The sequence below is a fragment of the Serratia sp. CY83965 genome, assembly GCF_052166375.1.
Lineage (GTDB): Bacteria > Pseudomonadota > Gammaproteobacteria > Enterobacterales > Enterobacteriaceae > Serratia > Serratia marcescens.
The window spans coordinates 1-12823 of record NZ_JBJNOV010000018.1 but is presented as its reverse complement, the minus strand read 5'-3'; the positions used below and the strand labels follow the sequence as shown (position 1 = coordinate 12823).

Here is a 12823-nt window from a genome sequence, read left to right as displayed (position 1 = left end):
GGGATTGTTACCCCAGGTTATGTCGCGCCACCGGCAGCAGATAACGCTCTGTTTCGGCCAGTATTTGCGCTAAGTATTCATTATCCAATTGGCGGAATACTCGCTGCACGTAGGGATCTTCCCCTTCTCCGGGAATGCGCTGATCGCCCTGCCAAGCCTGCAGCAATTTGGCGCGTGCCTTAATTTGCGCTTCTTCCTCCCAGTCGATTTGCTGCGTTTCCGGCTGATAGCACTGACTCAGCCACGCCCAGCCGCTCTTGTTCAGCAACAGCAGCGGCTGACACAAACCGCGCTGATAGCCCGCCAGCAGTTCCGCCAGCTGCGCCTGCGCCTCTTCAGGCGCCAGCGCGGCAAAGCGCCAGGCGGAGTTCTTGCGACCGTAGATGCGGCTCTCGCCGGTGCCGCCGGCGCAGCAGTACACCAGGTGCTCCAGCCACAGCAATATGCCGTCCACCGCCGACAACGTGGCGGGCCGCCAGCGCAACAGGCCGTCATCCTGCACCTGATGCAGCCAGCCGCTGAGACGTACGCCGGCGATATCGATATCCAGCTCCAGGCTATGGCTCTCTGCGCGTTCCGCACGCACCTGCTCGGCCAGTTCGCTCATCTCTTCCTGCTGCTTTTGCCAATAGATCTCGCCGAAGGCGCCATAGGGCAAGCCGCCGGCGGCACGCACCCGTTGGAACAACCGTTCGGGATCGTCGCCGTCGATCAGGGTATTCAGCAGTTGGCTGTTGAACTGGTAACGGCTGAGGTTATCCAGCGTGAAGGGCTCTTCGTCCGGCAGCTCAGTCTCTTCCAGGATAAAACTGACGCCCAGCCGCAGCTGGAAGAAGGCGCGGATAGGATGGCGGTAAAACCGCAGCAGCTCATCCAACGATATTTGCTGCAGCGCTTCGGCGGGCAGCGGTTGGTTGAAGGCCGGGTGCGCCGCACCGCGACCATCGGCGGCAGGCAGCCACTCGGCGGCATAACTTTGCTCCTCCGAGCCCGGCAAGAAATTCTCGGCGGCGAACGGCATGCGCGCGTGCCACTTAAGCAAATGCTCACCAACCCGCCGAGCACTGTCGTCTGCGCTGAGTTCTTCATCTCCCGGCAGGCAATAGCTTTGTTCCAGGTACTCCAGCAGCTCGGTGACCAGCACCGAAGGGTAGCGCGGGCTGTTGTCCTGAATGGAACGGCCGATGAAACTGATATACAGCCGCTGTTGCGCGGACAAAATCGCTTCCAGGAACAGATAGCGGTCGTCATCGCGCCGGCTGCGATCGCCGCGTTTGACCTGCTGCGCCATCAGATCGAAACCCAGCGGCGGCAGCGTGCGCGGATACACGCCGTCGTTCATGCCCAGCAGGCACACCACCTTGAACGGAATGGAGCGCATCGGCATCAGCGTGCAGAAGTTGATTTGCCCGGCAAGGAAGCGCTGGCTGATGCGCTCCTGATCGAGGCGCGCCGCCAGATCGTCGCGCAGAATGGTCAACGGCACCTCATCGGGATAGCGCGCCGCTAGGCCAAAATTGATGGCCTGCTGCCACTGCTGCTCGATCAATGCCAGCACCACTTCGGTGTCGCTCTCCGCTTCGAAGAAGGCATCCAGCAGTTGCCGGCACAGCGGTAGCCACGCCTCGAGCGGGCGCGCTTCGCTCAAAATTTGCCGCCAGTGGCTGAGCTGCGCCAGCAGGTCTGCCAACTGCCCCGCCAGTTCGGCGACCAACCCGCTCGATTCATCGTAAGGTAAAATGCCCTGCCAATCGCCGGCATTGCTGTCCATCGCGTAGCCGAGCAGCATGCGCGTAATACCGAAGCGCCAGGTATGCTGACCGGTGGCGGGCAGATCCAGTTCGCGCACGTTATCGTCGTCCAGGCCCCAGCGCACGCCGGATTCACCGACCCAGTAGCGCAACAGACGCAGCCCCTCTTCGCCAATGGCGAAACGGGCGGCCAGGGCAGGCACCTCCAGCAGCGCCAGCACCTGTTCCGAGGTAAAGCGGCTTTGCGGCAGATCGAGCAGTGAAATGAACGCCTGCAGCGCCGGATGCGCCTGCCGCGCTTTGCGGTCAGAAATGGCGAACGGCAGGTAGCGCTCGGCGGGGGCATTGCCGAACACCGCCTGAATATAAGGCGTGTAGCTGTCGATATCCGCCACCATCACGATGATATCGCGCGGCGTCAACGCGGGATCCTGCGCCAGCATGGTCAGCAGTTGATCGTGCAGCACCTCCACTTCCCGCTGCGGGCTGTGGCAGGCGTGCAGGCTGAGGGAGCGGTCGTTCTCATCAAGCGGGCGTTTGCTGAAGCTGCTTTCCAGCGTTTCCGCGGTAATACCGATCACCGCATGATCTTCCAACTCCAGCATGTCGCGCTGAACGGCGTGCAGCATGGTATCCGCCGGGATATCGACAAAGGCGTCGACCTCTTGCGCCCCTTCCATCTGCGACAGCAAATAGAGGTGATCGCGCCCCAGCTTGCCCCAAGAGGCCAGCAGCGGGTTGCTGAGTTGCTGCTGCCCTTCGGCGTCAAACAGGCGCGCCGCGTCGGCCGGCTCGCGAAACAGCCCTTGCTCGCGAGCCTGGTGGTAATGACGACGCTTGCGGCTCTGCAAGCGGGCCAGGAAAGCATAATCCTGAATGTCGCCCCAATAGTAGCGACAAGGGTTGGTGAACATCAGGTGGATGTCGATATGCCGCCCCAGCGCCTGCAACGCTTCCAGATAGACCGGCGGCAACGCCGAGATGCCGCAGATAAACACCCGCGGCGGCAAACCGGGCGGGCACGTTGTTGCCTGCTCGAGCGCGTGGATAAAGCGGCTGTACAGATTGGCGCGGTGCCATTCCGGCTGCCCCAATTCGCGCGTGTACTCCACCAGCCGCGCCCAGAGCGGCGCCTGCCACTGCTGAGCCTCGGGCAGACCGTCGATGCGCTCGCCGCGCTGCCAGCTCTCCAGCCACTGCGGGCGATAAACCAAATACTGGTCGAACAGGTCGGCAACCCGGCCGGCCAATTGGTGGATTTTGCGCTTGTCGCCGTCATCGGTGAGATAGTGCTGCAGTGGCGCAAATGCCGGCTGAGTCAGCATCTCCGGCAACAACCACATCAGCTTCCAGGTCATGGCATCCTTGCTGAAGGCGCTCTCTTTCGGAATATCCGGCAACACCCGGGTGAACATGTCCCAAATGAAGGTCGCCGGCAGCGGAAACGCGACATTGGCTGCGATACCGAACTGTTCCGCCAGCTGCATCTGCAGCCATTGCGCCATGCCGGGGCTTTGCACCAGCACCACCTCCTGTTGAAAAGGATCGGTCAACGGATCTCTGGCTATCAGCGCGCTGGTCAGCGTTTTCAACAAATCCAGCTGATTGGAATGATAAACAGTGAACATGAAGACTCCTTTAAAAAAAAAGACATACGGCTCAAAAACGGGCGCAATACCAGCGGCTCAGCGTTGCCCACTGCCGCTGCGGCGTTTGGATCCTGACCGTCAATCGGTGACAATCGCTCCCCGCATCGTCAAGTGCCGTCTCGCGCCGCCACCCTTCCGGCAGCGGTTCAGCCTCGAGCCGGCCGATGACGGCGAACGCCTCCAACTGCTGGTGCGCCAGCCCCCAGGCTTGCCGGTAGTGCCACTGGCGCTGGAACGACTGCAACAGCACCTGATGATACTGTAACAAGCCAAGCAGCGACACCGAGAACAGCAAGGCCGCCACCAACACTTCCGGCAGACTGAAGCCGTTGCGGGATATCCACGCTGCCCGAGCGTTAGCCTTCACAGTCGGCCAACCTTTTCTCGGGACAAAAATCCAGCCGACCGCCCGGCTGTGCTTGCAACTTGCCAGCAGCCTCCGCGCCGTTAAAGGTGCCCCATTGATACAGCCATACCGGTTCACCGCCGCGCATCTCACCAAGGCCGCGAACCGTCACCACTCCCGCTCTGGCTGACAGCCGAGCGCAAGCCGTCAGTTCCACGCGCTGCCTGCATAGCCAGGCCGCTGCACTCAGCTCGGCGCGCGGCCAACGCTGGCTCATGCCCCAACTCAGCGCCGAAGCGGCCTGATTGTAAGCCTGAAGGTAACGCTGCTGATCGGCGGCCAGTAACAGCGCGTTATCCAATTGCCGCTGTTGAGCATTGAGCAACATCAGCCCCAGCGCCAGCAGCAACATCACCGCCGCCAGGGTGCTACCACCTCGCTGGGTTCGCCGCTTCATGGCAGCGCCGCCATTTCGACGCTCCCGCTCAGGCTGCGCCTGATACGCGTATCGCTGGCGGAGCGCCCCGTCAGCGTCAGGCGAGCCAATGCCGCGCCGTGATCGCCCCGCTCTATCGCCACATGAAACCGCTCAATGCGCACTTCGTCATGATCGAGCAGCCGCTCCCAGCCACCGCCCTCGCATTGGCTCACGCCGCGCTGCCCTTCCAAGCCGCCATTACGTAGTCGATAACCGAAATAGCCTGCATCCTCACCCGAAGTGAGCCATTGCCCGCTGCGAGCAATGTCGTAGGCAACGATAACGCAGCTGCCAGCCGTTTCCCCCGATGCCTGGCCTATCAGCAGCGGCCGGCCAGCGCATTGCCCGGCGCAAAAACCGGCGCGGCGCAGATCTTTCTCAATGCCGAACGCCAACTGTCGCAGCGTTGACTCCAGCCGAAAGTGCTGACCGACGGCCACGTTCTGCTGGCGTAACAGCGGGTAAGTTTTCGCCGCGCCGAGCGCGATCACGCTACCGAACACCAGCGCCAACATCACCTCCGGCAAGGTAAAACCGCGTTCGACAGTCAGCATGGCGCGATCCCCCTTATCCGGAGCCCTTCGCTGCACAAACGCAGCCGCCCACGGGCGGACAGCACCAGCCGCAGGCTGCCTGCGTCGTTGCTGAGAAGGATGTGCCCCGCCTGCGCAGTATTGCGCAAACCATAAAACCCAATCTCTTTGCCGGAGTAGCCACTCAGCACAACGTCGCGATAAGGCGGCAAGAAAACGGAGCCTTCGGCGGAAATGCAATCCGTCGGTGGCACACCGCCGCCCAGGCACCAGGGCGTGCCATTCTTGAACCACAGCAGCGCCGTGCGGTTACGCCAGTTGGCGTCCGCCTGTAATCGCAGCAAAAACGCCAGCAGTTGTTGGGCCGTGTGTTCCAGCCGCAGCGCTTGCTGATGATAGCGCCATTGCCCGACGCCCCAGCCGGTGAGCATGGCGGCGATCAGGATCGCCGCCATTAGCTCAATCAGCGTCATGCCCCGTTGGCGATCATCGATGTTCGAGAGAGTATTGTCGTTCATGCCGCCAGTGTAAGGGCCGTAACAACGCGGTAAAGCCGCATGCGCAAGCGCTGCGGCAAGCTGCGCAATGTTTTCTCTACGATGGCAGACGGCGACAAAAAAATGCGGTGCGGTACGCAATGCGGATAAAAAAAGGGGCGCAATCGCTGCGCCCCTGGTGTGATGCGGTTAAGGTCAGATCGCGACCGGCGCCTTGATGGCCGGGTGCGGATCGTAACCTTCGATCTCGAAGTCTTCGAAACGGTAATCGAACAGTGAAGCCGGTTTGCGTTTGATCACCAGTTTCGGCAACGGACGCGGTTCACGCGTCAGCTGCAGCTGAGTCTGTTCCATGTGGTTGCTGTACAGGTGGGTATCGCCGCCGGTCCAGACGAAGTCGCCCACTTCCAGATCGCACTGCTGCGCCATCATGTGCACCAACAGCGCGTAGCTGGCGATGTTGAACGGCAGGCCGAGGAAAACGTCGCAGGAACGCTGGTACAGCTGGCAAGAGAGCTTGCCGTCCGCCACGTAGAACTGGAAGAACGCGTGGCACGGCGCCAACGCCATCTGATCCAGCTCGCCGACGTTCCAGGCGGAAACAATGATGCGACGCGAATCCGGATCTTGCTTCAGCTGTTGGAGCACGTTGCTCAGCTGATCGATCTGACGGCCGTCCGCTGCGCCCCAGGCGCGCCACTGTTTGCCGTACACCGGGCCGAGATCGCCGTTTTCATCGGCCCACTCGTCCCAAATGGTGACCTTGTTGTCACGCAGGTAGGCGATGTTGGTATCGCCGTTCAGGAACCATAACAGCTCATGAATGATCGAACGCAGATGACATTTCTTGGTGGTCACCAACGGGAAACCTTCCTGCAAGTTGAAACGCATCTGGTGGCCGAAAATCGACAATGTGCCAGTGCCGGTACGGTCGGCTTTAGGGGTGCCCTCGGCGAGCACCTTATTCATCAAATCCAGATACTGTTTCATTTGTTCCTCACGACAGTTGTTGCTGTGGGCGACGACGGTACGCCCAAATCATCATAATAATACCGGCCACCACCATCGGGATGGACAGGATCTGCCCCATGCTGATCACGCCGTCGAACAGGCCGAGCTGGGCATCCGGCTGGCGGAACGCTTCAACGATGATGCGGAATGCGCCATACCCGATCAGGAACAGGCCTGATACGGCGCCCATCGGCCGCGGCTTGCGAATAAACAGGTTCAGAATGATAAACAGCACCACGCCTTCCAGCAGCAGTTCATACAGCTGCGACGGGTGGCGCGGCAGTACGCCGTACTGATTCAGCAACGGCAACAAAGAGGGATCGGCGGCGGCGAGGGCCACGTCTTCGCTGCGCGAACTTGGGAACAACATCGCCCAAGGGGTATCGGTGGTCACGCGGCCCCACAGTTCGCCGTTGATAAAGTTGCCGAGGCGGCCGGCGCCCAGGCCGAATGGGATCAATGGCGCGATAAAATCGGAAACCTGGAAGAAGGTGCGTTTGGTGCGGCGAGCGAACCAGAACATCACCAGAATCACCCCCATCAAGCCGCCGTGGAACGACATGCCGCCATCCCAGACCTTGAACAGATAGAGCGGGTTATCCAGGAACAGCGGCAGGTTGTAGAACAGCACATAGCCGACGCGGCCGCCGACGAATACGCCCAGGAAGCCGGCGTAGAGCAGGTTTTCCACTTCGTCTTTGGTCCAGCCGCTGCCCGGCTTGTTGGCGCGACGCACCGCCAGCCACATGGCAAAAACGAAGCCGACCAGGTACATCAGGCCGTACCAATGCAGAGAAACCGGGCCAATGGAGAAAATGACCGGATCAAATTTAGGAAACGCCAGATAGCTATTGCTCATCTATCACCACAACATGTCTGTTATTTTTCCCCATGCGGGGGCGGCAGGTGCCAAGCGGCGACGGAAATTATCCCGCGCCTTGCAAACGGCGGCATTGGCCGCTGCGGTCTGCAAGGCGACGAGCATGCGCCGCGCTGAGGTTGCGCATCATAACATAGGCTTAGCGCGGTCCGGTCCGGCAGGGCGGGAAAAGTTCTGTAAAAAAATCACACCGCGCGGCGGTTATCGGCCCCCGCGGATCAGCCCACCCATGCCGCGCCGCTCCATAAACGCCGCCACCAGATGGCGCACTTCGGTGGTCATCTGGGTATTCAACACCCGGTGAGCCAGCATTTCGGCGTCGGCCAGGTCAATATGTCGCAGCAGGTATTTGATGCGCGCCACGCTGCGGCCATTCATGCTCAGATTGCGATAGCCCATGCCCACCAGCAACAGCGCGCCCATGGGATCGCCGGCCAACTCACCGCAGAGGCTAAGCTGCAGCCCGGCCGCTTTCCCCTGCTCGGCGATCAAGTTCAGCACCTGCAACATCGCGGGATGCAAACTGTCATACAGCGCGGCGACCCGCGTGTTGTTGCGATCCACCGCCAGCAGGTACTGGGTCAAGTCGTTGGTGCCGACCGAAATGAAATCAACGCGCCCGGCCAAATGCGGGATCAGGAAAATCATCGATGGCACTTCCAGCATCACGCCGATTTTCGGTTTCGGGATCGCGTAGCCGAGCACCTCTTCCACCTCGCGCCCGGCTCGGTCAATCAGGCGTTTAGCTTCGTCGACCTCTTCAAGGCTGGTGATCATCGGCAGCAAAATACCCAGGTTGCCGGTGCCGGCATTGGCGCGCAGCATGGCGCGTACCTGAATCAAAAAGATCTCCGGCTGATCCAGAGTGATGCGGATGCCGCGCCACCCCAGGCAAGGGTTCTCTTCGCTGATCGGCATATAGGGCAGTTGCTTGTCGGCGCCGATATCCAGGGTGCGCAGCGTAACCGGCTTGCTCGGATAAAGCTGCAGCATGCCTTGATACTGCGCGACCTGTTCTTCTTCGGAGGGGAAACCGCTTTGCAACATGAACGGGATTTCGGTGCGGTACAACCCCACGCCATCCACTCTGCCGCCCAACAGTTGTTCATGTTCCGGGCTGAGGCCGGCGTTCAGCATCACCTGGATACGCTCGCCGCTTTTCAACTGCGCCGGTTGCTCGACGTCGTCTTCCGCCAGCTTGCTCAACTCCAGCTCTTCGCTGATCAGCCGTTGATACTCCTGCACCAGCACCGGTTCAGGATCGACCAACAGTTCACCGCGATACCCATCAACGATCAGCAACCGCTGGCTGAGCAGAGAAGGCTGGATGTCGGCGCCCATCACCGTCGGCACCCCCATCGCCCGCACCAAAATCGCCGCATGCGAGTTGGCGGCACCGTCGCGCACCACCACGCCGACCAGGCGATCCTGCGGCACTTCGGCCAGCAATGTCGCGGTCAGCTCATCCGCCACCAGCACAAAACGCGCCGGCCACTGGGTGGCGCCCTGGGTGGTGTCATCGAGGTGGAACAGCAGGCGCTGGCCCAGCGCGCGCAGATCGCTGCCGCGCTCGCGCATGTAGGTGTCCTGCAGTTTGGCGAACTGTTCGGCAAAGGCTTCTATCACCTGTTTCACCGCCCACTCCGCCACCGAGCCGTTGTCGATTTCGGCGAACAGTTCGCGCTTGAGGCGGGCGTCGTTTAACAGGTGAGAATAAAGATCGAAGATCGCCGCGCTCTCTTTTTGCGAGCTGGCGGCAAAACGCTTGCTGAAGCGGCGAAACTCCGCGCCGGCCTCTTCCAGCGCCAGCGTCAGGCGCTCGCGCTCGCTGGCGGTGTCCAGCGTCGACGCGCGGTAAACCTGATCGAGCGAAGGCTGGCTACTGTCCTGCCACCCTTCAGCCACCGCCACGCCGGGCGAGGCCGCCAGTGCGCGCACGCGCGTTTGGCGATACTGGCCGAAAATGGCGTTGAGCTGCGACTGTGACAAGATCCCGGCCATCTGCGTGGCCAGAGTGACCATGAAAGACTCTTCGCTTTCATCGAACTGGCGCAGCTCGCGCTGCTGCACCACCAGCACCCCCAGCAGTTGGCGCCGATGAATGATCGGCACCCCGAGGAAGGATCGGAAACGATCCTCTTTCACCTGCGGAACGTATTTGAAACTGGGGTGGCTTTGGGCATCGGCCAGGTTGATAGGCTCGGCTCGGCGGCCGACCAACCCGACGACGCCCTCGTCAAACGCCAATGCGATAGTGCGCCCACGCGGCTTTTTCAGCCCGCGCGTGGCCATCAGGTAGTAGCAGCGGCGATCGTTGTCCGCCAGGTAGATGGAACACACTTCAGTGTCCATCGCCAGACAGGTTTCATTGACCAGCAGATCCAGCGCATCCGTCAGACTGGCCGCCGCGGCCACCTTCTCTACAATTTCTCGCAAGCGCGTGAGCATAGTCGGCTTAACTTAACCTCTCTTTCGGCGATAAGCGGGAGCCTGCCGCGGCGCCGCCTGCTCTTGCATCGGCATCACGGTCACGGCGAATTCTTTCATCACCCGGCGGTAGACGTCGCGTTTGAACGACACCACCTGGCGCACCGGATACCAGAAGCTCACCCAGCGCCAACCGTCGAACTCCGGCGTGCTGCTGCGCTGCATATTGATATCAGCGTCATTGCACAGTAGCTGCAACAAAAACCATTTTTGCTTTTGGCCGATACAAACCGGCTTTGTGTCCCAACGCACCAAACGTTTCGGCAATTTATAGCGCAACCAGTTGCGGGTCGAAGCCAGGATGCGCACATCCTTTTTACTCAGCCCCACTTCTTCGAACAGCTCACGGTACATCGCCTGCTCCGCAGTTTCGCCAGGGTTAATCCCACCTTGGGGAAACTGCCAGGAGTGCTGACCGTAACGGCGGGCCCATAAGACCTGCCCCTGACGATTACAGATTACGATACCAACATTCGGGCGGTAGCCATCATCATCGATCACCGGACTACCTCGATAAGCTTAAATTCGCATAGATGTCCTGATTGTTTCACACAAGCTACAGGCGGTAAACCACTGCTTTACGGCGCTGCGGGCCGGATAACATTGGGATAACTCACAGATATTGGCAAAGTTATAAACATACCCCAGCCTTTCAGACCGGTTTTATTCACTTTTTCTGTGGATAGGTGTGTGCAGAACTCGAGGGATAAGCCGGTAAAACTCTCGTCCTCTAAAATCCGCCCTCATACCTAAAAACAAATATTAAACTTAAAAACATATAGTTAACCAATATCTCGCAGTGATGCACAGGACAAAAATGTGATCTATGCACGGTAAGGATCTTACCCTGGCGAAAGATCCACCAACGCCGTTTTTATCCACAGATTATCCGGGCAAGTTACGCACAAAACGGACAAATTCGTAAAAACCCGCCTGAGTCAAGGCTGTAAATTGAACCAGTGATCGGTAAAAATTTGGGTTATCCCATAAATCTGTGGATAAATAGGTGTAAGATCCTGTTTATTGTCGGTGGCTTCAGGTGAACAAGCCCCGCGAGTGCATTGTCGCCCGCGTAAAGAAAGAAAAAAAGTCATGTAAAATCATGCTACTATTATTCTTTTCCCCAGGCGATAGCGGTTATCGCTCGCCGTGTATAATTGCAGTACGTTTTTCAACCAAATTCGACAGGCTTGATTTATGGCATTTTTATCCCCTTTGCCGCCCCCGCCGGAAAATGAACGGCAGCTGTTCGAGCGCGCTCAGGCGCTGGCCGGCTTCAGCTTTGGCGAACTGGCCGCCCGTGCGCAATTGCCGATCCCCAAGGATCTGAAACGCGATAAAGGCTGGGTGGGCATGCTGCTGGAGCTGTATCTCGGCGCCATGGCCGGCAGCAAACCGGAACAGGATTTTCCCGAGTTGGGCATTGAGCTGAAAACCATTCCTGTCGACGCCGCCGGCAAACCGCTGGAAACCACTTTCGTCTGCGTCGCCCCGCTCACCGGCAACAGCGGCGTCACCTGGGCCAGCAGCCACGTTCGCCACAAGCTGGCGCGCGTGTTGTGGATACCGGTAGAAGGCGAACGGCAAATCCCGCTGGCCCAGCGCCGCGTCGGTTCGCCGCTGCTGTGGAGCCCGAGCCTTGCAGAAGAAGAGAGGTTGCGCCGCGATTGGGAAGAACTGATGGATCTGATCGTGCTCGGTCACGTAGAACGCATCACCGCACGCCACGGCGAAGTGCTGCAACTGCGCCCCAAAGCGGCCAACAACAAGGCGCTCACCGAAGCCATCGGCGAACAGGGGCAACCTATCATGACGCTGCCGCGCGGTTTCTATCTGAAAAAGGGCTTTACCGGCGCGCTGCTGGCAAGACATTTCTCAATCTAAGCGATTTCGTTTAACTCTGGTTTAGCTAACCCTGTCAGCGCCGCGATAAACGCGTATAATTCACGCTTTGCATTTATTAAGGTGTGTCGGGCAATGTTCGAATGGATTATGGATCCCAATGCCTGGTTAGCGTTAGGTACGCTAACCATTCTTGAGATCGTACTGGGTATTGATAACATCATTTTTCTGTCGCTGGTGGTAGCCAAGCTGCCCAAAGCGCAACAGAACAAAGCTCGCCGGCTCGGGCTGGCCGCCGCCATGCTGATGCGCCTGGCGCTGCTGGCCTCTATCGCCTGGGTGATCCGCTTGACGCACCCGCTGTTCACCGTGCTGGATCACGCCATTTCCGCCCGCGATTTAATCCTGCTGCTGGGGGGATTGTTCCTGATCTGGAAAGCCAGCAAAGAGATCCACGAAACCATCGAAGGTTCGGAAGAAGAGCACCACACCAAGGTGCACAGCTTCTTCGGCGCGATCGTGCAAATCATGCTGTTGGATATCATCTTCAGTCTGGATTCGGTGATTACCGCCGTGGGCCTTTCCGACCATCTGTTCATCATGATGGCGGCGGTGGTGATCGCCGTCGGCGTGATGATGTTCGCCGCCCGGCCGATCGGCGAGTTCGTTAACCGCCATCCGTCGGTAAAAATGCTGGCGCTGGCGTTCCTGATCCTGGTGGGCTTCACGTTGATGCTGGAAAGCTTCCAGGTGCACGTGCCGAAAGGCTACATCTATTTCGCCATGTTCTTCTCCATGTCGGTAGAAGCGCTCAATCTGATGCGCAGCAAAAAAAATCACGTGCCGGAATAACGCGATATGGAAGCCGCCAGCGGCGGCTTCCGCCGTTTCATTGCCCCCTCATTTCACTTTTTCTTATCAGATAAAGACTTATCTGAGACGCCCCCGGCCGAGAGTTTGCTAATCTTGAAAGAACATTGTTTTCTGCATAATCGAGGATCCGCAGGATGAAAAAGTGGGTAATGGCAGTGTCTGCGCTGGTTATGGCCGCCGGTTTGGCGGGATGTTCCAGCGACTACGTCATGGCGACTAAAGACGGCAACATGATCCTGACGCAAGGAAAACCGGAGATCGACACAGACACCGGACTCATCAGTTATAAAGACGAGAAAGGCAACCACCGCCAGATCAACGGCGATCAGGTTTCCCAGGTTATCGAACGCTAATTACCGCTCGCCGGCTATCGCCCGTTCAAGCGCGGTAGCCCTCATTCGTCTGCGCACTGAATCCGCTTCCCCCATCTTCACCGCTTGGTTATAGTCAGGAAAGGCGACATCGCCGCCCGACGG

At 59.3% G+C, this 12823-nt stretch carries 12 protein-coding genes; 3 read left to right on the top strand and 9 right to left on the bottom strand.

Annotated features, from left to right (window positions below; all coding sequences use genetic code 11):
• Window positions 1–7 precede the first annotated feature (7 nt).
• From recC to rppH, 9 genes are all read right to left on the bottom strand, one after another.
• Entirely contained in the window at window positions 8–3379 is a 3372-nt protein-coding gene (recC, locus tag ACJ8PL_RS23150) for an exodeoxyribonuclease V subunit gamma (RefSeq protein ID WP_442531407.1), read from the bottom strand.
• A 31-nt stretch (window positions 3380–3410) separates the two neighbouring features.
• Window positions 3411–3767: a prepilin-type N-terminal cleavage/methylation domain-containing protein gene (locus ACJ8PL_RS23145; protein ID WP_028127671.1), complete on the bottom strand. Its 357-nt coding sequence runs from the start codon at window positions 3765–3767 to the stop codon at window positions 3411–3413.
• Complete coding sequence (locus ACJ8PL_RS23140; protein WP_028127672.1) at window positions 3757–4203, bottom strand: YgdB family protein; 447 nt, start codon at window positions 4201–4203, stop codon at window positions 3757–3759. The genes ACJ8PL_RS23145 and ACJ8PL_RS23140 overlap by 11 nt, the downstream gene beginning before the upstream one ends.
• Window positions 4200–4778: a prepilin peptidase-dependent protein gene (locus ACJ8PL_RS23135; protein WP_016929916.1), complete on the bottom strand. Its 579-nt coding sequence runs from the start codon at window positions 4776–4778 to the stop codon at window positions 4200–4202. Before ACJ8PL_RS23135 ends, ACJ8PL_RS23140 begins: the two co-directional genes overlap by 4 nt.
• Window positions 4772–5275 carry a prepilin peptidase-dependent protein gene (locus tag ACJ8PL_RS23130; protein ID WP_016929917.1) on the bottom strand — a complete coding sequence of 168 codons (504 nt, stop codon included), beginning with the start codon at window positions 5273–5275 and terminating at the stop codon, window positions 4772–4774. Before ACJ8PL_RS23130 ends, ACJ8PL_RS23135 begins: the two co-directional genes overlap by 7 nt.
• Before the next feature lie 174 nt (window positions 5276–5449).
• Window positions 5450–6244, bottom strand: a complete 795-nt coding sequence (thyA, locus tag ACJ8PL_RS23125) for a thymidylate synthase (RefSeq protein ID WP_016929918.1) — start codon at window positions 6242–6244, stop codon at window positions 5450–5452.
• A 7-nt stretch (window positions 6245–6251) separates the two neighbouring features.
• Window positions 6252–7124 carry a prolipoprotein diacylglyceryl transferase gene (gene lgt, locus ACJ8PL_RS23120; protein WP_016929919.1) on the bottom strand — a complete coding sequence of 291 codons (873 nt, stop codon included), beginning with the start codon at window positions 7122–7124 and terminating at the stop codon, window positions 6252–6254.
• Window positions 7125–7346: 222 nt separating this feature from the next.
• Entirely contained in the window at window positions 7347–9593 is a 2247-nt protein-coding gene (ptsP, locus tag ACJ8PL_RS23115; RefSeq protein ID WP_016929920.1) for a phosphoenolpyruvate--protein phosphotransferase, read from the bottom strand.
• 12 nt (window positions 9594–9605) lie between these two features.
• Window positions 9606–10133 carry an RNA pyrophosphohydrolase gene (gene rppH / locus ACJ8PL_RS23110; RefSeq protein WP_004931849.1) on the bottom strand — a complete coding sequence of 176 codons (528 nt, stop codon included), beginning with the start codon at window positions 10131–10133 and terminating at the stop codon, window positions 9606–9608.
• Between the two features lie 696 nt (window positions 10134–10829).
• Here rppH and mutH point away from each other — a divergent pair.
• From mutH to ACJ8PL_RS23095, 3 genes are all read left to right on the top strand, one after another.
• On the top strand, window positions 10830–11516 hold the full coding sequence (gene mutH / locus ACJ8PL_RS23105) for a DNA mismatch repair endonuclease MutH (RefSeq protein WP_033632226.1): 687 nt from the start codon (window positions 10830–10832) through the stop codon (window positions 11514–11516).
• 93 nt (window positions 11517–11609) lie between these two features.
• Entirely contained in the window at window positions 11610–12326 is a 717-nt protein-coding gene (locus ACJ8PL_RS23100) for a TerC family protein (protein ID WP_110147347.1), read from the top strand.
• Between the two features lie 155 nt (window positions 12327–12481).
• Complete coding sequence (locus tag ACJ8PL_RS23095) at window positions 12482–12700, top strand: YgdI/YgdR family lipoprotein (RefSeq protein ID WP_016929923.1); 219 nt, start codon at window positions 12482–12484, stop codon at window positions 12698–12700.
• Window positions 12701–12823 lie beyond the last annotated feature (123 nt).